Source organism: Candidatus Macondimonas diazotrophica (assembly GCF_004684205.1).
In the GTDB taxonomy this organism is placed as follows: domain Bacteria; phylum Pseudomonadota; class Gammaproteobacteria; order UBA5335; family UBA5335; genus Macondimonas; species Macondimonas diazotrophica.
Genome location: NZ_SRIO01000003.1, coordinates 199,282 through 224,786, shown reverse-complemented (window position 1 = coordinate 224,786; position 25,505 = coordinate 199,282). Strand labels below are relative to the sequence as shown.

General features: G+C 65.6%; 24 protein-coding genes. 18 read left to right on the top strand and 6 right to left on the bottom strand.

The features are described 5' to 3' along the window. The first annotated feature begins 93 nt into the window (after positions 1–93). The 12 genes from gshA (at position 94) to acs (ending at position 11,845) form a co-directional block, all read left to right on the top strand. Complete coding sequence (gene gshA / locus E4680_RS03765; RefSeq protein WP_135281041.1) at positions 94–1,392, top strand: glutamate--cysteine ligase; 1,299 nt, start codon at positions 94–96, stop codon at positions 1,390–1,392. 65 nt (positions 1,393–1,457) lie between these two features. Beyond that, complete coding sequence (gene gshB, locus E4680_RS03760) at positions 1,458–2,429, top strand: glutathione synthase (protein ID WP_135281040.1); 972 nt, start codon at positions 1,458–1,460, stop codon at positions 2,427–2,429. A gap of 24 nt (positions 2,430–2,453) precedes the next feature. After that, the gene (locus tag E4680_RS03755) at positions 2,454–3,434 is read left to right on the top strand and encodes an energy transducer TonB (RefSeq protein ID WP_135281039.1); all 981 of its coding nucleotides are present in this window, start codon (positions 2,454–2,456) and stop codon (positions 3,432–3,434) included. Positions 3,435–3,499: 65 nt separating this feature from the next. Beyond that, positions 3,500–4,063 (top strand): YqgE/AlgH family protein, encoded by a 564-nt coding sequence (locus tag E4680_RS03750; protein ID WP_135281038.1) that lies wholly within the window; start codon positions 3,500–3,502, stop codon positions 4,061–4,063. Positions 4,064–4,065: 2 nt separating this feature from the next. After that, the gene (ruvX, locus tag E4680_RS03745) at positions 4,066–4,482 is read left to right on the top strand and encodes a Holliday junction resolvase RuvX (protein ID WP_240696107.1); all 417 of its coding nucleotides are present in this window, start codon (positions 4,066–4,068) and stop codon (positions 4,480–4,482) included. Next, a complete protein-coding gene (gene pyrR, locus E4680_RS03740) occupies positions 4,479–5,030 on the top strand; it encodes a bifunctional pyr operon transcriptional regulator/uracil phosphoribosyltransferase PyrR (protein WP_135281036.1) in 552 nt (183 codons plus the stop codon). Before ruvX ends, pyrR begins: the two co-directional genes overlap by 4 nt. Further along, a complete protein-coding gene (locus tag E4680_RS03735) occupies positions 5,008–5,979 on the top strand; it encodes an aspartate carbamoyltransferase catalytic subunit (RefSeq protein ID WP_135281035.1) in 972 nt (323 codons plus the stop codon). The genes pyrR and E4680_RS03735 overlap by 23 nt, the downstream gene beginning before the upstream one ends. Continuing rightward, positions 5,976–7,256, top strand: coding sequence for a dihydroorotase (locus E4680_RS03730; protein ID WP_135281034.1), 1,281 nt, complete (start codon positions 5,976–5,978; stop codon positions 7,254–7,256). The genes E4680_RS03735 and E4680_RS03730 overlap by 4 nt, the downstream gene beginning before the upstream one ends. Next, positions 7,253–8,128 (top strand): dihydroorotate dehydrogenase electron transfer subunit, encoded by an 876-nt coding sequence (locus E4680_RS03725; protein ID WP_135281033.1) that lies wholly within the window; start codon positions 7,253–7,255, stop codon positions 8,126–8,128. Before E4680_RS03730 ends, E4680_RS03725 begins: the two co-directional genes overlap by 4 nt. 496 nt (positions 8,129–8,624) lie before the next feature. Continuing rightward, positions 8,625–9,059 (top strand): hypothetical protein, encoded by a 435-nt coding sequence (locus tag E4680_RS03720; RefSeq protein ID WP_135281032.1) that lies wholly within the window; start codon positions 8,625–8,627, stop codon positions 9,057–9,059. Between the two features lie 107 nt (positions 9,060–9,166). Then, positions 9,167–9,769: a DUF938 domain-containing protein gene (locus E4680_RS03715; protein WP_205688740.1), complete on the top strand. Its 603-nt coding sequence runs from the start codon at positions 9,167–9,169 to the stop codon at positions 9,767–9,769. Positions 9,770–9,904: 135 nt separating this feature from the next. After that, the gene (gene acs, locus E4680_RS03710; RefSeq protein ID WP_205688739.1) at positions 9,905–11,845 is read left to right on the top strand and encodes an acetate--CoA ligase; all 1,941 of its coding nucleotides are present in this window, start codon (positions 9,905–9,907) and stop codon (positions 11,843–11,845) included. Positions 11,846–11,891: 46 nt separating this feature from the next. Here acs and metC read toward each other — a convergent pair whose 3' ends face one another. Genes metC through E4680_RS03690 form a run of 4 tightly spaced genes read right to left on the bottom strand, consistent with a single transcriptional unit; the run spans position 11,892 to position 15,976 of the window. Continuing rightward, a complete protein-coding gene (metC, locus tag E4680_RS03705; protein WP_135281029.1) occupies positions 11,892–13,073 on the bottom strand; it encodes a cystathionine beta-lyase in 1,182 nt (393 codons plus the stop codon). A 26-nt stretch (positions 13,074–13,099) separates the two neighbouring features. Further along, a complete protein-coding gene (locus tag E4680_RS03700) occupies positions 13,100–14,098 on the bottom strand; it encodes a lysylphosphatidylglycerol synthase transmembrane domain-containing protein (RefSeq protein ID WP_167792365.1) in 999 nt (332 codons plus the stop codon). Between the two features lie 17 nt (positions 14,099–14,115). Then, a complete protein-coding gene (locus tag E4680_RS03695) occupies positions 14,116–14,868 on the bottom strand; it encodes an N-acetylglucosaminyl phosphatidylglycerol deacetylase (RefSeq protein WP_167792364.1) in 753 nt (250 codons plus the stop codon). Further along, on the bottom strand, positions 14,822–15,976 hold the full coding sequence (locus E4680_RS03690) for an N-acetylglucosaminyl phosphatidylglycerol synthase (RefSeq protein WP_135281026.1): 1,155 nt from the start codon (positions 15,974–15,976) through the stop codon (positions 14,822–14,824). The genes E4680_RS03695 and E4680_RS03690 overlap by 47 nt, the downstream gene beginning before the upstream one ends. A gap of 318 nt (positions 15,977–16,294) precedes the next feature. On the opposite strand from E4680_RS03690, the gene E4680_RS03685 reads away from it, so the two are divergent. Then, entirely contained in the window at positions 16,295–16,717 is a 423-nt protein-coding gene (locus E4680_RS03685) for a GFA family protein (protein ID WP_135281025.1), read from the top strand. Positions 16,718–16,753: 36 nt separating this feature from the next. Here E4680_RS03685 and E4680_RS03680 read toward each other — a convergent pair whose 3' ends face one another. Continuing rightward, positions 16,754–17,947: an alkaline phosphatase family protein gene (locus tag E4680_RS03680; RefSeq protein WP_135281024.1), complete on the bottom strand. Its 1,194-nt coding sequence runs from the start codon at positions 17,945–17,947 to the stop codon at positions 16,754–16,756. Continuing rightward, positions 17,944–20,439: an ATP-dependent helicase HrpB gene (hrpB, locus tag E4680_RS03675; protein WP_240696106.1), complete on the bottom strand. Its 2,496-nt coding sequence runs from the start codon at positions 20,437–20,439 to the stop codon at positions 17,944–17,946. Before hrpB ends, E4680_RS03680 begins: the two co-directional genes overlap by 4 nt. A 102-nt stretch (positions 20,440–20,541) precedes the next feature. On the opposite strand from hrpB, the gene E4680_RS03670 reads away from it, so the two are divergent. Genes E4680_RS03670 through E4680_RS03650 form a run of 5 tightly spaced genes read left to right on the top strand, consistent with a single transcriptional unit; the run spans position 20,542 to position 25,423 of the window. After that, positions 20,542–21,870, top strand: coding sequence for an O-antigen ligase family protein (locus E4680_RS03670; protein WP_135281023.1), 1,329 nt, complete (start codon positions 20,542–20,544; stop codon positions 21,868–21,870). After that, positions 21,867–22,790, top strand: a complete 924-nt coding sequence (locus E4680_RS03665; RefSeq protein WP_135281022.1) for a glycosyltransferase family 2 protein — start codon at positions 21,867–21,869, stop codon at positions 22,788–22,790. Before E4680_RS03670 ends, E4680_RS03665 begins: the two co-directional genes overlap by 4 nt. Further along, positions 22,787–23,581, top strand: coding sequence for a glycosyltransferase family 2 protein (locus E4680_RS03660; protein ID WP_135281021.1), 795 nt, complete (start codon positions 22,787–22,789; stop codon positions 23,579–23,581). Before E4680_RS03665 ends, E4680_RS03660 begins: the two co-directional genes overlap by 4 nt. Beyond that, positions 23,578–24,735, top strand: a complete 1,158-nt coding sequence (locus tag E4680_RS03655) for a glycosyltransferase family 4 protein (RefSeq protein ID WP_135281020.1) — start codon at positions 23,578–23,580, stop codon at positions 24,733–24,735. Before E4680_RS03660 ends, E4680_RS03655 begins: the two co-directional genes overlap by 4 nt. Further along, positions 24,722–25,423: a lipopolysaccharide core heptose(II) kinase RfaY gene (locus E4680_RS03650; RefSeq protein ID WP_135281019.1), complete on the top strand. Its 702-nt coding sequence runs from the start codon at positions 24,722–24,724 to the stop codon at positions 25,421–25,423. Before E4680_RS03655 ends, E4680_RS03650 begins: the two co-directional genes overlap by 14 nt. Positions 25,424–25,505: the final 82 nt, after the last annotated feature.

The following is a 25,505-nucleotide window of genomic DNA, read 5'->3' as shown; positions in this document are numbered from 1 at the left end:
ACACTCATCTTCGTGTTTCTCTGACGCATCACGCCGCTTGACCGATCGATTCAGTATCATGGGCGCCTGATTGGCATTTTCAGGAAGTTTCCGATGGCCTTTGTCGAACCGACCGATCTCCCTCATCTCGATCGCGTGCCCCACGATCAGGTCCGGCAACTCGAAGCTGCGCTGCTCGCCCAACAAAGCACGATCGAATACTGGTTTCGCCGCCAATGGCGGCACACGCGTCCCCCGCTGTATGCGTCGGTGGATCTGCGCAATGCCGGATTCAAGCTCACACCGGTGGACACCAATCTGTTTCCAGCCGGCTTCAACAACCTGGCACCCGGTTGCCACGCGCTCTGCGTGCAGGCGATGCGCCAAGCCATTGAACGCAACTGCCCGACCGCCAGCCGAGTGTTGATCATTCCCGAAAGCCACACGCGCAACCCTTATTACCTGGATAGCCTGGGAACGCTGGCCAGCCTGGTATCCCAAGCCGGCTTCGAGGTGCGTATCGGCTCGCTACGGCCCGACTTGAACGCTCCCGAACCCTTGGGTACGACAATCGCCCCTCATCTGCAGCTCGAGCCCCTCACGCGCAATGGTGCCCGCCTCGGCGTGAGGAACTTCGACCCTTGCCTGATCCTGCTTAACAACGATCTTTCAGGCGGCATGCCGCCGATACTGGACGGACTCGAGCAGAACGTTCTGCCCCCTACGGCACTGGGGTGGACACACCGCTCCAAGCAGCACCACTTCGCCCTGTATGCAGAAGTGGCCGACGAATTCGCCGCTCAACTGGGATTGGATCCCTGGCTCATCACACCCGACTCACGCTACTGCGGTCAGGTGGATTTCCAGAAACGGGAAGGATTGGACTGTCTAACGGCCAACGGGCAAGCCCTGTTCGATCACATCCGAGCGCGCTATGCCGAACGCGACATCGACCATCCGCCCTTTCTGATCGTCAAGGCCGATGCGGGAACTTATGGTATGGGCGTCATGAGCATTCGCTCGATCGAAGAACTCACCCAGATCAATCGGAAAACCCGTTCCAAGATGAGCTCGGCGAAGGAGGGACTTCCCATCAGTCGCGTGCTGCTTCAGGAAGGCATCCCGACTGCCGAAACCTGGGGTGTCGAGGCCGCCGTGGCGGAACCTGTGGTCTACATGATCGACGCCACGGTGGTCGGCGGCTTCTACCGCGTACACGCCCAGCGCGGCCCGACCGAGAATCTCAACGCGCCTGGCATGGAGTTCCATCCGCTGCCATTTTGCGAGCCGTGTATCTGTCCGGACCTGAATCGCGAGCCGGATGCCGGCCCGAACCGGTTCTATACTTACGGCGTCATTGCGCGCCTTGCCCTCCTCGCCGCCGCGCGCGAAATGGCGGAGATCAAGGCATGAGCCCGCCATCTGCCCAACGCCAGCCCGTTCGACGCATCGCCTGTACTCATTGCGGAGGGTGATCCATGAGCCTGCGTATCGGCGTGGTGATGGATCCCATCGCCACCATCAAGCCCGTCAAGGACACCACACTGGCGCTGCTGCTGGAAGCGCAGCGCCGCGGCTGGTCGATCCTGTATATGGAACTGGGTGATCTATATCTGGCCGATGGCACCCCTTGGGCGCACCAGCGTCCCCTGACAGTCCAGGACAGCACTCAGAACTGGTTTCATCTCGCGCCCGGAAACGATGTGCCGCTCGGTGAGCTGGATGTGATCCTGATGCGCAAGGATCCGCCATTCAATATGGAGTACATCTACGCCACGTATATCCTCGAACGTGCGCAACTAGCCGGAACCTTGGTGGTCAACCGGCCCGAAAGCCTGCGCGATGTGAGCGAGAAGGCCTACACCGCATGGTTCGCGGACTGCTGCCCGCCCACAGTGATCGCACGCGATATGGCGCGGCTTCGGCGCTTTGTCGTGGATCAGGGCGAGGTCATCGTCAAACCCCTGGACGGCATGGGAGGCGCGTCTATCTTTCGCACCCGTCACGACGACCCGAATCTCAGCGTCATTCTGGAGACCCTGACCGATCATGGCCGCCGCTTCGCCATGGCACAGCGCTACCTGCCCGCCATCAAGGACGGCGACAAGCGCATCCTGGTCGTCGACGGCCAGCCGGTTCCCTATGCCCTGGCCCGCATCCCGGCCGCTGGCGAGGCCCGCGGTAATCTGGCGGCCGGCGGCCGAGGCGAGGGCCGCCCGCTCACTGACCGGGACTACTGGATCTGTGAGCAGGTCGGCCCCATGCTGCGCAAGAAAGGTCTGCTGTTCGTCGGCCTGGACGTCATTGGGGATTCACTGACCGAAATCAATGTCACCAGTCCAACCTGCGTGCGCGAACTGGACCGGCAGTACGGCCTCAACATCGCCGGTTTGCTGATGGATGCGATCGAACGCCGGCTTGGCGAATCTGCCGCCATCGCTGCACCCTGAACCCGACCGGCCGATAACGTCCCCATGTCCTCCCAAACCACCCAAGCACCCGCCAGCCAATCTCCGACGCCGCCCGAGATCGGCAGCCACGATCGGCTCATCGGCACGCTGTTCTTCGCCGCCGTGCTTCACGGCATTCTGATCCTGGGGATCGGCTTTCGCGAGCACCCCGCCAGCCCTGACTTGAATCAGAAACTGGAAGTCACGCTGGTCCGTGGCGCACCGACAGCGGCACCGGAAACGCCGCAATTCTGGGCCCAGATCGATCAGCAGGGTGCCGGTGAGCAGGACGCACTGGAGCGGCCGCGCAGTGACCTGCCCAATTCACAGGCAGCCATCAACCATGAAGGAATTCCCCAAGGCAATGAGGCCCTCAACGAGCTAAGTGGGCGCGACACAGCCGACCCCAATACGCCGCGTGATGAGGCACCACGACCCGCCAGCCGCCAAGTCCTCACCACGACGGCACCCAATGCGCGCATGCTGGCCAGCGCGCCACAGCCGGCCGCTACCCCAGACGGCCAGCGCCTGCGCATCTCCCGCCTGATGCTCGAAGCCGCCGACAGCAACAGCGCGCTGCTGCCGGATCCGGAAGCGCGCACGCGAACGCCGGGCAAGCCTGCGCCCGAGATCCGCATCGCCGTCAACACGCGCTCGCACATTTATGCGCCTTACCTCTACCAGTGGCGCCTGCGCATCGAAGCCATCGGCAACCTCAACATGCCCAGCGAGATCACTCAGCAGGGACCCTTCGGGGACGTCACGATGGAAGTCGCGATCGGGAGCGATGGTAAACTCGAAGATGTCCGCGTGGTGGTGCCCTCACCGCATCGCAAATTGGATCAGGCCGCTTTGCGCATTCTCCAACTCGCCGCACCGTTCGAGCCATTCAGCGAGTCGATGAAGCAACACACCGAGCGCATCCGCTTTATCTGGAAGTGGCGCTTCCTGCCCGGCGAGGAAGGTCTTCCGGAAGGTGGGGGGGGCGTCTATGTCGGCAACTGATGCGTGCCGGCGCAAACGCTTTCAGGCCGCTTGTCAGGCTGTAGCAGACTGCCTACCATGAAGCCATGATCGAAGGCAGCTACCTCCAACACCATTTGCTGATCGCCATGCCCGGCATGAGCGACCGTAATTTTTCGCAGACAGTTACCTATTTGTGCGAACACAATGCCGATGGTGCGCTGGGCATCATCGTCAATCGGCCCAGCGACCTGCGGCTCTCGCAGCTGATGGACCAGATGCAGCTGCCGGGCCCAGAACAGCCCGAATGGGATACCGTCGTCTACCATGGCGGACCGGTGAACGAGGAACGCGGCTTCGTGCTGCATGAGGAACCCGGCCCTTGGGACGCCAGCCTGTTCGTGTCCGAAGCCATGCATGTGACGACCTCGCGGGACATTCTCACCGCCATCGCCAAGGGGCAGGGACCCTCGCGCTATCTGGTGGCGTTGGGCTATGCCGGCTGGGGTGCCGGACAGCTGGAACAGGAAATGCGGGACAACGCCTGGCTGGCGGTGCCCTCGAGCAGCAGCATTCTGTTCGACCTGCCTGCTCCGGAGCGTCTGGCCGCCGCCATCGGCCTGCTGGGCGTCGATTGGCGCCAGCTGAGCAGTGAAGCGGGCCATGCGTGAATATGACCATCGGCGCCGGATGGCGCACACTGCTGGGCTTTGACTATGGCACCCGGCGTGTCGGCGTGGCCGCAGGACAGACCGTCACCAGCAGTGCCTCGCCCCTGACCGTCCTGAACAATCCGGCCTCCGTCGACTTTTGGCAGCAGCTGGACAAACTGGTGGCTGAATGGCGACCCGACGGCTTCATCGTGGGCATGCCATTGCATGCCGATGGGAGCGTCGGCAGAATCGCCCAGGCCGCCGCCGCATTTGCCGGGGAACTGACGGCCCGCTATGGTTTGCAGGTGATTTCCGTGGATGAACGACTGACCTCCTGGGAAGCCGACCAGCTCGCCCGGGATCTTCCCGCCGCACGCCGGGATGCCGTGGCAGCCAGCCTGATTCTGATGACCTACCTGGAAGGACGATCGGCATGATCCTTTGGGATACCCCCCGGGTGCAAGCCCATATCGACGCCTTGTCCAACGCGATCGCGGCGCGTTACGCCGCAGCCACCGAGCCCCCCCTGCTGGTCGGCATTCATACTGGCGGCGCCTGGTTGGCTCAGGCCCTGCACCAGCGGTTGAAGGAAACCCTCAGCCTGGACGAACCCGCGGGGAGCGTCGATGTGAGCTTCTACCGCGATGATCTGGCGCGCAGCGGTGTCCCGGCCCAAGCCCGCCCATCCCAGGTATCGACCTCGGTCGATGGCCGCGAAATCGTGCTCGTGGACGATGTGCTCTACACGGGCCGCACCGTTCGGGCGGCCATGAACGAGCTGTTCGATTATGGCCGCCCCGCGGGTATCCGCCTGGCTGTTCTGGTGACCCGCAACGGCCGTCAATTACCCATCGCGCCGGACTTTCCGGCCGAAATGCTCTCGCTTGAAGCCGACGAACGCATTAAACTCGCCGGGCCCGATCCGCTGCAATTGCACCTGCTCCGGAGTTCGCCGTCTGCCCATGATGCGACCGACTACGCTTGAAAGCCCGCCGCTGCGCCATCTGCTGACCATCGATGGCCTGAGCCGAACACAGATCGTTTCCATTCTGGACCTGGCCGAATCGTTCCTGCCGGTCGGCGAGCGCGCGGTGAAGAAGGTGCCGTTGCTGCGGGGCAAGACGGTCGTCAACCTGTTCTTCGAGCCGAGCACCCGCACGCGCATGACCTTCGAGCTGGCCGCCAAGCGCCTCTCGGCCGACGTGCTGAACCTCGAGGTCGGCACGTCCTCGACGCGCAAGGGCGAAACCCTGCTGGACACGCTGCAGAATCTCGAAGCCATGCAGATGGACATGCTGGTCGTGCGCCACGCGGAAAGCGGCGCGGCGGATTTCTTCGCCCGTTATGCCGCCCCGCATGTCAGCGTGCTCAACGCCGGCGACGGCCGCCACGCGCATCCGACCCAGGCCCTGCTGGACATGTTCACCATCCGGCGCCACAAACGCGAGTTCACCACCCTCTCGGTGGCGATCGTCGGTGACGTCGCCCATTCCCGGGTGGCCCGCTCACAGATCCATGCCCTGCGCATCCTCGGCGTTCCCGACATCCGCGTGGTCGCGCCGCGCACGCTGCTGCCGGCCGCCATCGAAAGCCTCGGTGTCCACGTTTTTCCACGGCTCGAACCGGCCCTGCGCGACTGCGATGTCGTGATCGCCTTGCGGCTACAGCGGGAACGCATGCAAGGCACGCAATTGCCCAGCGAAAATGAATACTTTCGCCATTACGGGGTGGATGCCGCGCGGCTCAGACTGGCGCGTCCCGATGCCATCGTCATGCATCCAGGCCCCATCAACCGCAACGTCGAAATCGCCTCCGCAGTGGCCGATGGCCCGCAGTCGGTGATTCTCGAACAGGTGACCAATGGGATCGCTGTGCGGATGGCGGTCATGGCCGAGGTGCTGGGACGGGCGCCGGCACGAGCGATGACCGCATGAACGCGTTGACCATCACCGGCGGCCGCATCATCGATCCCGCCAATGGCGTGGATGCCCACCAGGATCTCCATCTGCTGAACGGCCGCGTGCTGGCACGGGGACCGGCGCCGGAAGGCTTCGTGCCCGAACAGCGCCTCGACGTTCAGGGTCAATGGATTCTGCCCGGCCTGATCGACCTGTGCGCCAGACCGCTCGGCGACTTTGGTCAGGAGCTGCGCGCCGCAGCGGCCGGCGGCGTTACCAGCTTGTGCGTTCCGCCGGAAATCAGTCCCTGTATTGACACGCCGGCAGTGGCCGAACGCTTGCTCGAACAGGCACGACGGGAAGGACGCGCGCGCCTCCATCCCGTCGGAGCGCTCACCCGCGCGCTGGCTGGCGAACAGCTCGCCGAGCTCGCCGCACTGCAGGAAGCCGGCTGTGTGGCCGTGAGTCCCGGACCCGACACGATCACGGACAGCCGTACGCTGCGCCAAGCGCTGGCCTATGCCTCGAGCCACGATCTGTTGGTCATGCTCAGTCCGCGCGATCCCTGGTTGCACCGCCACGGCTGCGCCCACGAAGGCGCCACCAGCACCCGGCTCGGCCTGCCAGCCATTCCCGGCGTCGCCGAGTCCATTGGCCTTGCGCGCGATCTGGCGCTGGTCGAACTCACTGGGGTGCGCGCCCATTTCTGCCGCCTGTCCAGCATGCTGGCCTTGCCGCTGCTGCAACAGGCCCGATCACGCGGCCTGCCGGTGACCGCCGATGTCGCTGCCCATCACCTGCATCTGTGCGATACGGATCTCGCCACGTTCGATACCTTGTGCCGAGTGGATCCGCCGCTACGCGGCGCTGCGGACCGCGACGCCTTGCGGACGGCAATTGGCGAACGCACAATCGATGCCGTCTGCAGTGATCACCATCCGCTTGGACGGGATGCCAAGCGTGTCCCCTTCCCCGACGCCACCCCCGGAATCGCGGGACTGGAAACCCTGCTGCCGCTGGTGCTCGAGGCCGTGTGGCAGGAAACCGTATCACTCGAGCACGCCATTGCCAGCCTGTCCGCCAACCCCGCGCGCATTCTCGGCCTGCCGCTGGGCACGCTTGCCGACGGCGCCTTGGCGGACGTCTGCATCATGGATCCCGAATACCGCTGGACGCCCGATGCCGAAATGCTGGTCAGCCAGGGCCACAACTCCCCATTCCTGGGCCACATGCTGCGTGGGCGGGTCACGCATACCCTGCTCGGCGGCCGGATCGTCTATCGACTCGACGCGAATACAAGGCACTGGTCATGACGGCATCCCATCGCGGCACCATTTTTCTCGAAACGGCGCGCATCCTCGCGCATCACGCCCCCGCCCCCGAGCAGTGGCTGCTCACGCTGGAAGCGCCCGCGTGCGCAGAGCGCGCCGAGCCCGGTCAGTTCGTGCACCTGCAGTGCGACCCTGCCTTGCCCATGCGCCGACCCCTGTCCCTTCAGCGCGTGAATCGTGAGCAAGGCTGGGTCGAAATTCTCTACAAGGTGGTCGGTCATGGCACGCGTCTGCTCACCCAGCGGGCGGTGGGTCAGACCCTGAGCCTGATGGGTCCCATCGGCCAGCCTTTCCGCCCCGATCCGGAACGGCCTCATGTGCTGTTGCTCGGTGGCGGCGTCGGCATGCCGCCCATGATCTTCCTCGCCGATCGCCTGCGCCGCGAGACCGGCTGGCGGCCCATGGCGTTTCTGGGCTCCGAACTGCCCTTCCCGTTTCCGACCCGGCCCTCGCGGCTACTGATCCCCGGGTTGCCGCCCGATGCCATCGGCACCTTGAGCCTGCTCGAGGACTGGGGCGTTCCCTGCCGCTTGAGCAGCACCCAAGGTCAACCCGGTTGTCACGCCGGCTATGTCACCGATCTCACGCGGCACTACCTCGAAACCCTTGGCGCAACGGAGCGCCGGAACGTGGCAATCTATGCCTGCGGCCCGGACCCCATGCTGCGCGCCGTGGCACAGCTGGCGCGCGCTTTCGACCTACCCGCACAGCTCTCGCTGGAGGAGTTCATGGCCTGCGCAGTGGGTGGCTGCGCCGGTTGCGTGGTGCCGGTACAGACCCCGCAGGGCAAGGCCATGAAGCGCGTCTGCGTCGACGGCCCCGTCTTCGCTGCCGACGCGGTCTATCCGGCTTGATCCAGAGACGCCCTTGCGCTACATCCTCCCAGGATTGCACGCCGGCAACACCTCGTCCGTCGGTGGCGAGCGAGCCGCCGATCCACGGCCTTCGTCGTGCTTGACGGCTACACGATTCAGCACCGCGCGGAGCTGGCGCATCAATGCATTCGCATGCACGGTCATCTGCCAAGTCCGCGGCAACCTGCCAGATGTTTCACGGGCGTCTCGAAAGGCTTCACATCCGCTAGCACTGTCTGGACGACGACAGGCTGTCGCCATGTTGCGATCGCTGGATCGGCGCAACCCGTGCGTGACACAAAGCAGCATGGTCAATGACTGAATTTGCTTGGGGGATAAAAAACATGTGCATCATGAATTCGAAAGCCTTGATTCCGGTCCTGACACTGACGGCCATGGTCGCTGCTCCCATCGCAATGGCCGCTGACACAACCGGCTGGCTCGGGGCGGGTCTGAGCAAGACACTGGGAAGCGCGGAGGCGATGACAAGGTCGCCTTGACCAGTCGTTACTGGCTCACTGAGCAAACCGGTGTGCAGGGCTCACTCTATTATCGGAGCGATGAAGCGGACGGGGGGTACGAAGCCGCGACCTACGAGCTGGCCTTGAAGGGAGTCTTCGCGCCGATCGTTCGCGAGAACGGGAAGTTCCTGCTCTCCTTGGAAGCCAGGTATGCGCATGTTGACGTGGAATACGACAGCAAGTACGGAAAACAGGATCGGAGTTCCGACGGCTGGTTCGTCTACCCCGCAATCGGCGTCGAATTCATGCTGAGCGGTCTGCCCGAACTGGGACTGAACGTCGAGGTTGGCTATCGTCATGCGCACCATGACCACAACGTCGACTATGGCAACGGTTCCCTCAGCTATGGTGATTCCAACACCGATAGCCAAGGAGTGATCGGCAGCGTGGGCGCCATCTACTACCTCTGACCGTGCTCCGCTCGTGCACAGGCCGCGCTCGAGAAGCGGCCTATCCACGCTCACCGCGGTGCGGCAGCGCTGGACTTGCATCGATCCACCGCCACGGCGACACTCGGCTGATGAGCGAAAAACCCCACGCGCCCGCCTGCGAGCGCAACCGCGAACCCATCCTTACCGTGCTGCGCCGCCATTTCGCGGACCGTCACCGCGTGCTGGAGATCGGCAGCGGCACAGGACAGCACGCGGTGTTCTTCGGCGCTGCCCTGCCGCATCTGGAGTGGCAGACCTCGGAACGCGCCGAGCAACACGAGGGCATCCGCGCCTGGTTGAGCGAGGCCGCGCTGGCCAATGTATTACCGCCGCTCCGGCTGGATGTCGCGACGGACGGCTGGCCGCCGGGCGGCTATGACGCGGCGTTCAGCGCCAACACCCTGCACATCATGTCCTGGCCCGAAGTGAAGGCCTGCTTCGCCGGGCTCGGACGTGTTCTCACCGATGAGGCCCGCGTGGTGATCTACGGCCCGTTCAATGTCGATGGCCAATTCACCAGCGACAGCAACGCCGAGTTCGATCGCTGGCTCAAGGCCCGCGATGCGCGAATGGGCATCCGCGATCTGGCTGCGGTCGATGCCCTCGCCAGCGCAATCGGCCTGCGCCTTGTCGAGGACCTGACCATGCCGGCCAACAACCGCTGCCTGATCTGGCAACGGGGTCGATGACCGACTGCCGACCAGCGCCAAGGCACATTCCCACCGCGACGTAACCGATCACGGCATCTGCGCTGCACGATGCTTGAGCCGGTCGTCCGGCGCGCGCCATACTGGTGCACAAGTCGCTTCAGACAGGGAGAACGCATCATGGGCTCGAAGGTGTATCCGGTTTTCGAACACGTCGCCAACACGGCACGCGTGGATGCTGCGCGCTACGAAGCGCTCTACGCGCATTCGGTGGCCGAGCCCGAGGCGTTCTGGGCCGAGCGGGCGCGCACCTGCGTGGACTGGATGCGACCTTTCGAGCGCGTGCTCGACTGGCACTGGGATGCTCATACGGTGCATACGCACTGGTTCGCGGACGGCTTGCTCAACGTCTCGGCAAACTGCCTGGACCGCCATCTCGACAGTCGAGGCGACAAGACCGCCATCCTCTGGGAGGCCGATGAACCGGGTCAGTCCCGGCGTCTCAGCTACCGGGAACTGCACGCGTCCGTCTGCCGGCTCGCCAATGCCCTGCGCGCCGAGGGCGTGGCCAAGGGCGACCGGGTTTGCCTGTATCTGCCCATGATCCCGGAAGCGGCCATCGCCATGCTCGCCTGCACGCGTATCGGCGCCGTCCATTCGGTGGTCTTCGGCGGTTTTTCCGCCAGCGCCCTGCGCGACCGGATCCAGGATGCCGACTGCCGGGTCGTCATCACGGCCGATGCCGCGCGGCGCGGCGGCAAGACGGTGCCCCTGAAAGCCCAGGTCGATGAGGCGCTGACCGAATGCCCATCCGTGCGCCGGGTGATCGTGGTGCGGCATACCGGCAGCGACATCGCCTGGCAGGAGGGCCGCGACGCCGATTACCAGACGCTGGTCGACGCGGCCAGCCCGGACTGCCCACCCGAGCCAATGGGCGCCGAAGATCCGCTTTTCATCCTCTATACCTCCGGCTCTACCGGCAAGCCCAAGGGCGTGCTGCACACGACGGGCGGCTATCTGGTCTATGCAGCAAGCACGTTTGCCGATGTGTTCGATTATCGCGAATCGGACGTGTTCTGGTGCACCGCCGATGTCGGCTGGATCACCGGTCACTCCTACGTGCTGTACGGCCCGCTGTGCAACGGCGCGACCACCGTGATGTTCGAGGGCGTGCCCACCTATCCCGATGCCGCCCGTTGCTGGCAGATGATCGACGAACACCAAGTGACGATTTTCTACACCGCCCCCACTGCCATCCGCGCCCTCATGGCCTTCGGCGATGCGCCGCTCGCGGGCAGTCGCCGCGCCAGCCTGCGCTTGCTCGGCACCGTCGGCGAACCCATCAATCCCGAGGCCTGGGAGTGGTACTACCACAAGGTCGGTCAAGGTCGCTGCCCCATCGTGGACACCTGGTGGCAGACCGAAACCGGCGGCATCCTGCTCAGCCCGTTGCCCGGCGCGACGCCGCTCAAGCCCGGCGCGGCCACGCGGCCGCTGTTCGGTGTACAGCCGGCGGTGCTGGACGAAACGGGCCAGGAAATCGTCGGGCCGGGCGAAGGCCGTCTGGCGATGAAGTTTCCCTGGCCCGGCATGGCGCGCACGGTCTACGGCAATCACGCCCGCTTCATCGACACCTATTTCGCCACCTTCCCCGGCTACTACTTCACCGGCGATGGCGCCCGGCGCGATGCCGACGGCGACTACTGGATCACCGGCCGGGTCGACGATGTGCTGAACATCTCCGGCCATCGGCTCGGCACGGCCGAGATCGAAAGCGCGCTGGTGCTGCATCCGGCGGTCGCCGAAGCGGCCGTGGTCGGCTTCCCTCATCCGGTCAAGGGTCAGGGTATCCATGCCTACGTGACGCTCATGGAAGGCATCGATCCCGATCCGGCGCTGGAGGCGGAGCTCAAGACGCTGGTTGCACATGAAATCAGTCCCATCGCCAAACCGGACGTGATCCAGCTCGCCCCGGCGCTGCCCAAGACGCGCTCGGGGAAAATCATGCGCCGTATCCTGCGCAAGCTGGCCGCCGGCGAGACCGACGGCCTGGGCGACACCTCCACGCTCGCCGATCCGGGCGTGGTGGATCACCTCAAACCACCGACCCGCACCTGATCACGGGACGCAGAACGGGGCCCCGCACCCGGCACGCCCCGCGCGTTCAGGAATCAACCGTGCCCCCCGCCCGGTTCCAGCGCTCGAACCCAGCCGCCAGATCGTTGATGAGATCCGCGGGCGCCTCAAGACCCGCATGGACGCGCAGCCAGGGCCCGGCAGTGGTCCACGCCGTCGCCGTGCGCGTGTGCTCCGGATGCACCGGCAGCAACAGACTTTCAAAGCCGCCCCAGCTGTAGCCCAGGCCAAACAGGGTCAGTCCGTCGACGAAGGCCGCCAGCGCCTCGGGTGTGCACGGCGCCATCTCGATGGCGAAGAGTCCGCTGGCACCGCAAAAATCGCGCTGCCACAAGCCATGGCCCGGATCCTGCGGCCAAGCGGGATAACGCACGTATCGCACCTCCGGCCGGGCGCTCAGCCACTCGATAAGGGTGAGCGCCGTGGCCTGGTGGCGCGCCAGCCGCACGGCCAGCGTCCGCAGCCCGCGCAGGCCGAGCGCACATTCCTCGCTTCCGGCGCAGTGTCCCAGTGCCACCGCGGCTTTCTTGATGCGCTCGTGATGCGCCGCGTTGACATTGATGATGCCCAGCATGGCATCGGCATGGCCGACCACATACTTGGTCGCTGCATGGATGGATACGTCGACCCCGTGATCGAATGCCTTGAAATGGAGCGGCGTGGCCCAGGTATTGTCGAGCGCCACGGGAATCCCGCGCGCATGCGCTAGCTGACAGATTGCCGGTATGTCCTGCACCTCGAAGGTGAGCGAGCCGGGTGATTCGGTAAAGATCAGGCGGGTTTCGGGGCGGATCAGGCCAGCGAGATCGGCGCCCGAATCCGATGCGTAGTAGGTCGTGCTGATCCCCATGCGTGCCAGCAAGCCGTCGCAGAAAAACCGCGTTGGCCCATAGACAGTATCGACCATGAGCAGATGATCACCCGGCTCCAGAAACGCCAGTAGCGTCGTGGTAATCGCGGCCAGCCCGGATTCGACCGCCACTGCCCGATGCGCGCCCTCCAGCGCCGCCATGGCCTCTTCCAGTGCAAAGGTGGTCGGCGTGCCGAAGCGGCCGTAGTAGGTGCCCGTGAAGGGCTGGCGCGAGGCGGCTTCCAGTGCCGCCAGGTTAGGAAAGAGCACCGTGGACGCGCGGTAGACCGGCGGATTGACCACGCCGTCGAAACGCGCGGGGTCGCGCCCAAAATGCGTCAGGGCGGTTTCGTCATGCACAGGCGGTTCTCCGGACGGCAAAAGGATCAGGGCCCCTCGCTCACGCGCCGCTGGAGATTGCGCACACCATGGCGACCGATCAGCAGCAACAGAACCGGGGCTCCTGCCAGAAGATGCCAGTAATAGGTGGAGAAACGCCAGAGCAGCAATGCCGTCGCCAACTGCGGCGCCGCCACGTATGGTGACAGCAGGAACGCCGAGCCCATCTCAGCCACGCCGGCACCACCGGGCAACATCCCGATCTGACCCGCACTGAGCGCGACCATCTGCACCAGGAACACGGTGGCCCAGGCCAGCGGCGCATTCAGTCCCCACAACACCACATAGAGCACGCTGTAGCGGGTCACCCACTGCAGTGCACAGACCACATAGATCGCCAGCAGGCGGAGCCGAGGGATACTCATCAATTCCTGGATGCGGCGGCGAAATTGCAACGCGAAACGGCCGATGCGACGGCGCGCCTGCGGCGTGACGCCCGTCATTCCGCCCAGTGTGTTCCCCCACTGCAGGATGCGGCGAAAGCGGATCACTGCTGCGATGGCGATGAGAACCAGCCCCAGCAGCAGGCCAACCGCCATCATGGCGCCGAACTCCAGGCCCGGCGGCCACAACGGACACCACCACGCCATGATCGGGATCAGTGCGAGGAAGAAGGTCAGGTCGATCAGCTGATCCATGGTGTAGATCGCCGCGCCCTCGGCGCTGCGCAGGCCATGACGGCTCAGCAGGGTAGCGTAAGCCACCGGGCCCGCCAGTCCCATGGGTGTGGCATTGACGACACACTCGGTCGCCATCACGGTCGCCAGCGCTTCACGCTGGCCCAGCCGAACGCGTCCCAAGGTCATCAGCCGAAGCCGCAACGCGCTGAAATTCCAGGCGATTAAGGCCAGAAACGGACCGAGGGCGAACAGCGGCCAGGGCACCTGCCACAACAGGCGCAGCGACGCGCCGCCGCCGTATCCGAGTGGCACGGCCAAGCCGGCCAGCACGGCGATTCCGAGCAGGATCCACGGATGGTGTCGCACCGCTTGACGCTCCTTTCTCAGCTCCAGCGGGCCACCCAGGCCGCTTTGGTCAGCGACTCGCGCTCGTGTACCAGTCGCTCCAGTGTCCGGAGCCACCAGCGCGCTACAGCCGGGTACTCCAGATCAGCCGGATGAATGTCGAGGCGGACTGACGGACGCTTTCGGCCACGCCACAACACCCAATCGTTGCGCACTCGCGACAGAACGCGTCGTGTCCGGCTGCGCACACTCCAGACCAGACTCACCTGGGGCTGGACCTGCCAGTCGGGCAAGCGATACAGACACCGCCGACCGGCCGCATAGCGCATCGGCAGCATGGGCAAGGCCTGCCGCGTGCCCCGGCTCATGAGCCAGGCCGGCGCCACAAAACCCTGCGCGGTCAACCCCACGTCGGCCAGCTGCTGCAGCCCATGCGCCACACGGCCCAGCGCGCGCGGCGCGCTCAGGGCCGCAAACTCGCCTTCCCGCGCCGTGTACAGGCGGCGAAGGATCCATTGCCGCGGCGACAGACCCAGCGGCTCCTTGTCCTGATGCCACACACCGTGAAACACGATTTCATCACCGCGCTCGCGACGCAGGCGCAATGCCGCAACGAACTCGGGGTGTGCCGGCAAGCCGCCTTGACCGTGATAGTCGGTCACCACCAGCAAGGAGCAGGGAATTCCGCTGCGGTCCAGCGTCTCCAGAAGGACGCGGTAACGCCCCCAGGTCTGCGGCGCGACATCATGCAGCACCACCATCAGCGTGCCGCGGGAGGGATTCGAAATCACCGCGTCCGGTCGCGGGGCGGGGGTCGACAAGCTGTTCATAGGTCTGCCTGAGTTGCTCCATCTGAATCGCCCAATCCCAGCGGGTCTGCACCCAGCACCGCGCCCGCTGCCGCATCGCAGCGTGATCCGCTTCGAACAGGGCGCGCACCGCTTCAGCCATGGGCCGTGCCTGTGGCGCCGCAGCCACGACACCCGCCTCGGGCGACACCAGTTCCGGCAGCGCGCCGCGGCGGCTGACCACCACCGGGGTCCCGCTCGCCATAGCCTCCAGCACGACCAAGCCGAAGGTTTCGCAATCGCCGGCATGCACGAAGACATCTGCGCTGGCCAGCAGGCGTGACAGCGCCGTACCCCGGACATAGCGCGACCGCACCGTGACGTTGGCTTGCGAGACCTTGGGCATGCCCGGACCAACCAGCAGCAGATGATAACGCGCACCCAGCAGGGCGAAGGCCTGCAGCAGCACCGGGAGATTCTTCTCCGGCGCGGCACGCCCCACGAATACGGCCAGATGCGTTTCGGGTGCCAGGCGGAGCCGCGCTTTGAGCGCCATCGGGTCCGAGAACTGCGGGTGAAAAGCCGTGCAATCCACACCCAGACCCTGGATGCCAAGATTCGGGATCTCGAGCCGCGCAAGGCACTCGAGCACGTAGCGACTCGGCGCAAGCACGCGATCGCAGCGGCTGTAGAACGCCCGCAGATAGCGACCGGTAGGCTCGCGCAGCACCTGACCACCGCAGCGACCGGCCAGCGACAGCACGTCGGAATGGTAGAACCCCACGACCGGGACACCGAGGCGCTGACCAGCCTCCAGCGCCGCCCAGCCCGGGATACCCGGGTCGGCGGCCTCGATCAGATCGGGGCGGGCCGCCTCAAGTGCCTTCAGCCAGCCAGCCTGCCGCCAGGGAAATCGATAACCATGGCTGAACGGCAGGGGCGCAGCAGCCACGTATCGGATGTCCCCGGCTCGCCGGGACCGGCGTCCCGGCACTACCAGGGTGTGTCGCCAGCCGGGCAGCCGCCCCAGCATCTGGCGCTTGACTTCCAGGTAACGACGTACGCCGCCACTGTCCGGTGCATAGAAAAACGTGATGTCAGCCAGATGCACCCAGACGCTCCTTTGGCGGATGGAGCCTCCCCGTCGGGCGGGAGATCGTGGTGATCATCCTAGAACTGCCAGATTGCAAAACTGCGACAATTTCGGCGGGGACGTGGATCATGCGCATCGCCTGATCCTTGCCCGCGGGACGCCGCTTCACCGGCCCCGATGCATTCGATGCAGCGCTCCGCGCCGTCAGGCCGGATGAGTGCTATGGTAGGCACTCACCCGACCTGACTCATGCGGCGTCCGTCAGCGCCAACCCCCTTTGGGGACCCGGTGACCGATGCCATCGTCTGACTCGCTCGATTCGAACCGGAGAAACCGATGAACCAACGAAGCGGTGGCTGCCTGTGCGGCGCGGTGCGTTTCACCCTCACCGGGGAGCCCTTGTCCATACGCATCTGCTGGTGCCGGGATTGTCAGCACCTCTCCGCCAACGGCTCGGTCAATGTGCTCGTCCCGGAGGACACACTTTCGATTCGCGGGACGCTCGCCGAGTACACCAAGAGCGCAGACAGCGGCAATCGGGTAACCCGCGAGTTCTGCCCCAGCTGTGGCACCCATCTGTTTGCCCGTTCCGCAGCGCGCCCGCATCTCAGGGTGCTGCGGGCTGGCAACCTCGACGAACCCGCGTCGATTCGTCCCCAGCTGAACATCTGGACTGCCAGTGCGCCGGCATGGGCCTGCATGGACCCCGCGCTGAGCGGTGTACCCCATCAGCCGGCGCCGCCACCGGAATCGTCCTGAGCAACGGGCGAAAGCGCCGGCGGAGGAAACGCCCGGTCACGGCGCGAAATGGATCAGCGGCACCTGCATCTCGGCCCGGCTCACGCCCCCATGCACACCCACCTGATCATGAGGCCGCTCACCCGGCACCTGATCGATGATCACCCACGGCTCGCGCAGGACCAGCACCAGATCACCCACCCGCTCATGCAGGCGAGGATGCACAGGACCCGGGCCGAACCAGCCCGCGTCGAGCACGGTATCGCGGTGCTGAATGATGGCCGCATCGGCGAGTTCCTCTGCCGCCAACGCCGCAACCTCCGCCGAACGCCCCGGCTCGACATAGGCGTAGGCCAGCCGGCGCTCGCCGCACAGAGGCCGCATCAGGGCATGTACGAGCCGGGGATGATCGCCCAAGCGCACCTGATCGTGCGGCGGGTTGTCGATGAAGCCGTGATCCGCGGTGATGACAAACTCCACATCGCGTCCCCCCATCCGCGCGACGAAGTCCTCGAGCGCCGCATCGAACGTGGCCAATTCGGCGGCCACCTGCCGGCTGCCGATGCCGCATTCATGGCCGAGCCGGTCGATCTCTCCATAGTAGGCATAGGTATAGGTGGGAGCTTCCGCGCGGCGGAGCACCGACTCCAGGGTCTCGAACAAGCCCGGCAGACCACGATAGGGCCAGCGCTCGGCACTGCCCGTATGGTGCCGATTGTACGGCGAGTCGCAGATGAACCAGGGTGACACCACATGACACTCGCGCGTCAGACGGTCGGCCAATGGGTCGGCCACGAACAACTGCTTGCACCACCGCTCCGCATCGGCATGGGGAAAGCGTTCGCCGCGGATCCACAGCGGCAAGGGGGCAATCACCTGATCCAGTTCGCTCGCATAGACGTGCCAGCCGGTGAGCCCGTGTGCCGCCGGGGCAAGCCCGGTCAGGACGGTGGTAATGGCACTGGCCGTGGTGCTGGGAAAGACCGAGGTGAGGCTGCCGACGCGATGAGCGCGCAGAAACGCTCCCCCCGATGCCGTCTCGAGCAGGCCATCGCCGAGACCGTCCACCAACAACAGCACCAAGTGACGTGCGGACCCGAATCCAGGCGGCACGTACCGCAACGGCGCATAGCCGCGCCCCGGCCCGCCGCAGGCAAGCTCGATGCTGGCCATCAGGTTGAGCAGGCTGCCCCCGGCATAATCGGGCCACAACATGGCAGAGCGCGCGCGCGCCGCGCTTGATCGCCTCATGGCAGTGCCTTCGGCTTGGCCCGTGCGGTGGGGGCCGCCGTCAGGGGATCATCCGGCCAGGGATGGCGAGGATAGCGCCCACGCATTTGCTTTTTGACCTCCGGATACGCTTGCTTCCAGAAACTTGCCAGATCGGACGTGATCGCCAGCGGCCGACCCGCCGGAGAAAGCAGATGAATCACCAGAGCCTGCCGGCCTTCAGCCAAGACAGGGGTGTCTGTCTGCCCGAACATTTCCTGCAGTTTAACGGCCAGCACGGGTGGATTCTGGATGTAATCGATCGGAGCCTGCCTTCCGGCCGGTGTCTGGAAATGAGTCGGCAGCAGCCCGTCGAGACGACGCATACCGCCGGGCGGTACCTGGGCCGCGAGCGCGGCATGCACCAGATCGTCATCGATCTGGCCGAGACTGGTCAGGCCAGCCAGAAAGGGTTCCAGCCAATTCGCCACGCCGTTCCGCAGCGCCGCATCGGTAACATCGGGCCAGTCGCCGCTCGGGTCCAGCGCCCCCATGCGGGCCAATCGCGCGCGCAGCAGCGCCGCTCGCCTGCCCCAGATCAACCGGGTCCAGCCCTCGCCCGCCAACCACGTCGTCCAGGCCGTTGCCAGAGCCGCCGGATCCGGGCGAGGCAGCGGCGACTCCTCCAGAATCAACGCGCCCAGCCGTCGCCGCCGTCGGGTCACCATGCTCTCGCGCATCGGATCGAACCCGGTGTCTACCGCTTCGATGATCCGCTCGCCGGCAATGTCGAACAGTGCGGTCGGCGAAATCGGTGCCGCCAGATGAATACGCGCTTCGGTCTCCCCGCCACCCAGCCGGGCGACGACAAGATAGGGCGCGTTGGCCAGTGAATCTGCGGGATCGAGCCGAGCGCGGCGTCCTGATAACAACCGGAAGAGCCCCGGGGTCTGGAACTGGGCGATGCGGTCCGGATAGGCCCAGGCCAGCAGCCGCCCCACACCGTCCTCATCCGGCGCCGTCTCCTCCGCATCGTTCACACCCAGCCGCTGAGCCAACTGGTCGGCAAGCCGCCGTAACGGGTCCATTCGCGCCCGGCCGCCCGCCTCGAAAAGAACCAGCCGGTCCTGAATGTCGGCGAAGACGGGCGCTTGACTCCGGCGCATCGGGTCGCGGCTTTCGATCAGTGCGGCAAGGCGGCACGCGAGCTGGCCGACGCCGGCATCCCGGGCACGCAGCAGCAGATGCGCGAGCCGTGGATGAACACCCAACCGGGCCATGGCCTGGCCGTGCGCAGTGATGCGTCCCGCGCCATCCAGCGCCTCGAGCGCCTGAAGCAGCTCGCGCGCTTGCGCAAATCGCGCCGGATGCGGCGCATCCAGCCACCGCAGCATCCCCGGATCAGTCACGCCCCAGAGCGCGAGTTCCAGTGCCAATCCGGCCAGATCTGCCTGACGGATCTCCGGCTCGTTTTGCCGCAGCGCGCCCTCGAACGTCGCTTGCGCGTAAAGCCGATAACAGACGCCGGGACCCTGCCGTCCGGCGCGACCGGCCCGCTGCTCGGCCGCTGCTCGCGAGACGGGCACGGTCACCAGACGTTCCATGGCGCGCGCCGGGTCGAACCGGGCGGTTCGCGACAGACCGGTATCGATGACGACAGCGATGTCCGGCAGGGTGAGGCTGGTCTCGGCAACAGCGGTCGCGAGCACGAGTTTCCGTTTCCCCGGGGCCGCAGGCATCAGCGCTGCCTGTTGTGCGGTGGGCGCCTGATCGCCGAAGAGCGGCATTACCACGACATCGGGGCCCGGGTTCGCCTCAGCCAGTGCCGTGGCGAGCTGCCGGATTTCGGGAACGCCGGGGAGAAACACCAGCACCCCGCCCGTCGTTTCCTTCAGCGCCCGATTCACGGCTGACACCCAGTCCGATGTCACCTGATGTCTCGGGGCCGTGGAAACCGGCGGCGGCCGATAATGTATCGTTACCGGAAACATACGGCCGGGACATTCGAGGATGGGGGCATTTCCCAGCAACCGGGCGTGCTCCCGGCCATCAATCGTGGCACTCATCGCCAACAGGCGCAGATCCTCGCGCAGCGCAGCCCGGCTTTCCAGCGCCAATGCCCAGCCGAGATCGGCCTGCTGACTGCGCTCATGGCACTCATCGAAAATCACCAAGCCGTAATCCTCGAGCGCGGGATCGCTCTGGATCAGGCGCGTGAAAACGCCATTGGTGACCACCTCGATGCGCGTGCGCGGCCCGATGCATTGGTCGAGCCGCACTCGATAACCGATCGTTTCGCCGACGACTTCACCCCGTTCGGCCGCCATGCGCCGGGCAGCCATGATGGCAGCCAACCGGCGTGGCTCAAGCACCAGAATGCGCCGCTTTGCCAGCCAAGGGGCAGCGAGAAGTGCCGGTGGAACCCGGGTTGTCTTGCCCGCACCGGGTTCGGCCTGCAACACCAGCGCACCCCGCTCGGCCAGCAGGCGGCTGATCTCGGGCAGCATCGGCGTGATCGGCAGGGAAGATGTCACGACAGCCTCGTCATGGCGCCATTGTACCCAAGCATCCAGCCTTAATCGGCTGCTGAATGGTGGTATCGTTGGCGGTTTTGGAATCACTTCACCCGAGCTGCGATGCCACCGACCGATCTCCGCACGTGGTTTCCCAACACCCGGCCACGGGCCTCCTCCGCGTTCCTGGAGCAGGCCGGCCTGGCCGGCTTGATCCTGTATGCGGCCATGCTCACCCTCCACAAGGACCTGTGCTACGTCGGCGAATGGCTGATGCTGCTCGCACTGGCCGCGAGCTGGACCATGGCGCGCGAGCGCTTGCTGCGCGACGGAATCTTCCGCCTGGGTCTGATCTGGGCACTCTACCTGGCCGTTTCCTGCATCATCGGCGAGATCTGGATCCCCGGGTCGCTTGGCGATCAGATCCTGGCTGCCCGCCGCTGGATGAAACTCGGCTTCATCGTTCTGGTGGCCTGGTGGCTGGGTGGTGACTGGCAGGCGATTCGAAGGCTGTACGCCATCTTGTTTCTGGCCTTCGCGATCGTGATGCTGCGTTATTTCCTGTACCCGCTCTACTGGGAAAAAGGCCTTGCCGGCGGTCGCCTGCGTTTCGGCATGAACCCCCAGCGCAGCGCGCTGTTCTTCGCCACCGCCCTGCTGGGATTGCTGTTTCTGGCGCGCGATGCGTGGGGCGCTCGCGGTGGACGGCGATTCGGGCTGCGGGTCGCGGCGTGGGGCGTATCGGTGATGTTGATGACGGTGGGATTGCTGTTCACGCAAACCCGGGGCGTCTGGATCGGGATAGCAACAGGGGTCCTGGCCACGATACCAATGGGATTGACCGCCATCCGGGCCCGCACGAATTATCGCGGGTGGACGCTGGCGGGCGGCGTGGCCGGGCTGGGGCTGGTGGCGCTGATCGGAGTTGGGCAATGGCCGCACATCGCCGAGCGCTTTGGTGAAGAAGCGGTGGTCGTCCAAGCGCTCGAGAACGGGCAGTGGGAATCAGTTCCCAATACATCCCTCGGCCGGCGCATTCACCTGTGGCACTGGGGTTGGACCATCTGGCAGGAGAGCCCCTGGTGGGGCATCGGCATCAACAGTGTACGTCCCCTTGCCATGTCCGGCGATCTCTCCCATCGACTCGGAGAGTTCGAGATTCCCCACTTGCATAACAGCTGGCTGGAATTGCTCGTCTCCACCGGCCTGATCGGCGTGCTCCTGTTTGCCGGCTTTGCCGTGCTGGCGGCGCGAGGCGGTCTGTGGGCCTACCGGAACGGTCACCTCCCGGGTCGGTTCCTGCTCATGCAATGGGCCATATTGATCATGTTTCTGGTCGCCAATCTGACCGAAGCGCACATCACCAAGTGGATTTTCTGGCCCTATCTGGCCCTCTTCTGGGGTAGCCTCTATTCTCCGGCTTTCTGGTTCCGGTCGACCACCACCTCATGAGCGCGCCTGAGCCCACATCGATCACCGTCATCATCCCGGCCCACCAAGCCGAACGTTTCCTCGCGCGCGCGCTCGACTCGGTCCGCGCACAGACCGACCCCGACTGGGCACTGGTCGTGGTGGACGACGGCTCCACCGACGGCACGCTCGCGCTGGCCCAGCGCCATGCTGCCTGCGACCCGGCACGCATCACGATCTTAACCCAGCCCAATGCGGGCCCAGGCGCGGCTCGCAATCGCGGCATGGCCACGGCGCAAAGCGCCTATGTCCTGTGCCTGGATGCCGACGATGCGTTGGTCCCGGAGGCGCTCGCGCAGCTGCGTGAAAACCTGAACAGCCATGGACCTGCCGACCTGTTGTTCGGGGGTCATGCCGTCGTCCGAACCGATGGCAGCCGCAAGACCCATACGCCGGACGCTCGATGGGGGACGCCGCTGGCCGATTTTCGGCGTTTTCTGTATGGCCAGGGCGTCGGGCCGACGCATGGCGCAGTACTCATGCGCCGCGAACTGGCGACCCGTCTGGCTTACCCCGAAACCATCCGCAACAACGAGGATGTGGTGCTGTTCGCCCAGATGCTGGCCTTGGGGCACACCCGCAGCCTGCCCGATCTGCTGGCGGTGAAATACCGCCAGCCCGCAAGCCTGCGCAACGACGTGAACGCGCTGTGCGCGGCCAGCGAACAGATCGCTGCGCTGCTGTTCGATGCGTGCCGCCTGGCGCCCGTGTTTCTCTCCGAACGCGCCGCCTTCGCAGCCGATCGGCAGTTGATGTGTTTTCGCATGCTCAGCCGCGCCGGCCGGCAACGCGAAGCGCGTCAGCACTTTCATGCCGCGATCCGGCTTTCCCCGCAGGCGGCGCTCCAACCCGGATTGCTGTTCAAATATCTGCGCAGCTGGGCCCGGAGACAACACGCATGACTGTCTCGGCTGAACGTCCGCTGCCGCTGTCGGTGGCAATCATCGCGCGCAATGAAGAAGCGCGTCTGCCCCGGTGTCTGGAAAGTGTTTCGGGCCTGGCGGCCGAGATCGTGGTCCTCGACTCCGGCTCGGCCGATGCCACAGTGGCCGTAGCCGAACGCTTCGGCGCCCGCGTCGAAATCACCGACTGGCCGGGCTTCACCGTCCAGAAAAACCGCGCGCTGGTCGCATGTCATCAGCCCTGGGTGCTGAGCCTGGATGCCGACGAGGCCGTATCGCCCGCCCTCGCCGATGCCATCCGCGCGCTATTTGCCGCCGGCGACCCGCCGCGCACGGGCTATTTCATCAACCGCCGCAACCGCTACCTCGGTGTGTGGCTGCGCCACGCCTGGACCCCCGAATGGCGGCTGCGGCTTGTGGCACGCGACCAGGCCCGCTGGACAGGCGGCCGGGTGCACGAACAGCTGACGGTCACAGGCCCGACCGGACGCCTGGCGGGGGATTTGCTCCACGAATCCTATGATCGGCTGGACGACCACCTGCACCGCACCATCGCGTATGCCCGTCTCGGCGCGGAAGATCTCATCGCCCGCGGTAAGCCCTTTCGCGCGTATAAGCTCCTGCTGTCCCCACTGGGTCGACTGATGCGCATCTTGTTGCTGCAGCAATCGTGGCGCGACGGTTGGCGCGGGGTGCTGATCGCGGCATCGTCGATGCTGGCGGCCTTTGCCAAACACGCCTTCGTTCTCGAACATCACCTGCGCAACACCGAGCGGAACCGCCGTCCATGACCCCCCCTCTGCACATTGCCTTTGTCCATCCGGCCTACCGCCCCGACGGCGGGGCCGAGCGCATCCTGGCCCGCATGCTGGCCGCCCTGGAAGACCACTCGGTGCAACTGACCGTGGTCACGCGGCGCTGGCAAAGTGCGCAGGCCGGACCGGGCATCAATGTCGTCCCCTGCAATCCGTTCCACCTCGGGCGGCTGTGGCGCGAGGCGAGCTTTGCGCGCGCCGCCTGCCGCACCCTAGGCGGCCTGCAGGCCGATCTCATTCAATCGCAGACGCGCATCCCCTGCTGCCATCTCTACCGGGCCGGCGGCGGCGTGCACCGGGTGTGGCTGCGCGAGCGCAACCGGGCGCGCGGCTGGCCGGGCACGTTCAGCCAGTTCCTGAGCCCCTACCATCGCTACAAACTGACCGAGGAAGCCCGGCTCTACGCCAGCCCGAATCTCCGCGCCGTGATCTGCAACTCACGTATGGTGGCCGAAGAAATCCGCCATGAGTACGGCGTCGATCCGGCACGACTGCGCGTCATCTATAACGGTGTGGACAGCGACCACTTCCGGCCCGGCGCCCTGCACGCCGAAACCTTGCAGATCCGTCCTCGCCTTGGAATCTCGCCCGAGGCACCGGTGTTCCTGTTCGTTGGATCGGGCTTCGAGCGCAAGAATCTCGCCGCCGCCATGACCGCGCTCGCCCGCATGCCGCGCGAGGACAGCCAGCTGATCGCCGTCGGCCAGGACAAGCACGCGAATCGCTATCGAGCCCTGGCGCGGCGACTGGGCGTGGCGCACCGCGTTCATCTGGTCGGCCCACAGGACGATGTCCGCCCGTGGTATGGCGCTGCCGACGCTCTGGTGCTGCCCACGCTCTACGATCCGTTTGCCAACGTGGTTCTGGAGGCCATGGCCAGTGGCCTGCCGGTGATCACCAGTCTCAAGTGCGGCGCGGTCGATCTCATCGAAAGTGGAAAAAACGGCCTGCTGGGCGACGCACTCGACCTGCATGTTCTGGCCGAGCACATGTCGGCCCTGTGCGATCCTGACATCCGCCGGCGCATCGGCGCCGCTGGACGAGAGACCGTGGTTGCGCTGACCCTGCCCCGCATGGCCGATCAGCTGATGGCGCTGTATCGGGAACTGTTGACGCGTGATCGCTCTTGAACCGATCGCTCTGCCGGGGAAACGGCAGGCCTGGATCAATCCAGACTGGCCGGACCGGGACGGTTTGATGCAGATCCTCGCGTCCAGTGAGATGACGCCAGCAGGCGCCCTCATCCACAAAGATGATCACGCCAGCCTGGTAACCACCGTCGTCATAGGGCCGCGCCGCTATCTGCTCAAGCACTACCGCCGCCAACCCTTCCGGCGTGAGCTCGGCCGGGCACTGCGTCGACCCAAGGCGCTCCACAGTCATGAGATGGCTCTGGCGGTCGCGGCGCTGGGAATTCCAACCGCCCGGCCGGCCGCCATCGTGACCGAGCCGTTCTGCACCGTGCTGCGCCGCGGCGCCTGCCTCATTACCGAAGCCCTGCCGGGCGTTACCGCGCGGACTTTCTTCGGCGATCCGGCGGTGTCTCCCAATGAACGCGCGCGCATCGCGGCCCGGATGGTGCAAATTCTCAGGCGCCTGCACACGGCCGGGATGGTCCACGGTGATGCCAAGGACAACAATTTCCTCATTGACGGCGACCGTGTGTATCTCATCGATTTCGATGAAACAGCCCGGCCGAGACGGCGACAGGAAACGCTGCGCCGCAAGGACTGGCGCCAGCTGATGCACAACTGGCGCGCCGATCCGGCGACCGCAGCCCTGTTTCAATCGCTGCTCGGCGCGACGAAGAATTCCTAGCTCACCATCCCATCATCACCCGCTGGCTTCATCTCGGCAGGGAGCGGCTCGGGTCCCGCGCTTGCCGCGCTCGTGCGCGCGA

What these genes read in the sequence shown, in the direction of transcription:
- gshA (WP_135281041.1), top strand. Translation starts at nt 94, where the DNA reads ATGGCCTTTGTCGAACCGACCGATCTCCCTCATCTCGATCGCGTGCCC.
- gshB (WP_135281040.1), top strand. Translation starts at nt 1,458, where the DNA reads ATGAGCCTGCGTATCGGCGTGGTGATGGATCCCATCGCCACCATCAAG.
- E4680_RS03755 (WP_135281039.1), top strand. Translation starts at nt 2,454, where the DNA reads ATGTCCTCCCAAACCACCCAAGCACCCGCCAGCCAATCTCCGACGCCG.
- E4680_RS03750 (WP_135281038.1), top strand. Translation starts at nt 3,500, where the DNA reads ATGATCGAAGGCAGCTACCTCCAACACCATTTGCTGATCGCCATGCCC.
- ruvX (WP_240696107.1), top strand. Translation starts at nt 4,066, where the DNA reads ATGACCATCGGCGCCGGATGGCGCACACTGCTGGGCTTTGACTATGGC.
- pyrR (WP_135281036.1), top strand. Translation starts at nt 4,479, where the DNA reads ATGATCCTTTGGGATACCCCCCGGGTGCAAGCCCATATCGACGCCTTG.
- E4680_RS03735 (WP_135281035.1), top strand. Translation starts at nt 5,008, where the DNA reads ATGATGCGACCGACTACGCTTGAAAGCCCGCCGCTGCGCCATCTGCTG.
- E4680_RS03730 (WP_135281034.1), top strand. Translation starts at nt 5,976, where the DNA reads ATGAACGCGTTGACCATCACCGGCGGCCGCATCATCGATCCCGCCAAT.
- E4680_RS03725 (WP_135281033.1), top strand. Translation starts at nt 7,253, where the DNA reads ATGACGGCATCCCATCGCGGCACCATTTTTCTCGAAACGGCGCGCATC.
- E4680_RS03685 (WP_135281025.1), top strand. Translation starts at nt 16,295, where the DNA reads ATGAACCAACGAAGCGGTGGCTGCCTGTGCGGCGCGGTGCGTTTCACC.
- E4680_RS03680 (WP_135281024.1), bottom strand. Translation starts at nt 17,947, where the DNA reads ATGAGGCGATCAAGCGCGGCGCGCGCGCGCTCTGCCATGTTGTGGCCC.
- E4680_RS03670 (WP_135281023.1), top strand. Translation starts at nt 20,542, where the DNA reads ATGCCACCGACCGATCTCCGCACGTGGTTTCCCAACACCCGGCCACGG.
- E4680_RS03665 (WP_135281022.1), top strand. Translation starts at nt 21,867, where the DNA reads ATGAGCGCGCCTGAGCCCACATCGATCACCGTCATCATCCCGGCCCAC.
- E4680_RS03660 (WP_135281021.1), top strand. Translation starts at nt 22,787, where the DNA reads ATGACTGTCTCGGCTGAACGTCCGCTGCCGCTGTCGGTGGCAATCATC.
- E4680_RS03655 (WP_135281020.1), top strand. Translation starts at nt 23,578, where the DNA reads ATGACCCCCCCTCTGCACATTGCCTTTGTCCATCCGGCCTACCGCCCC.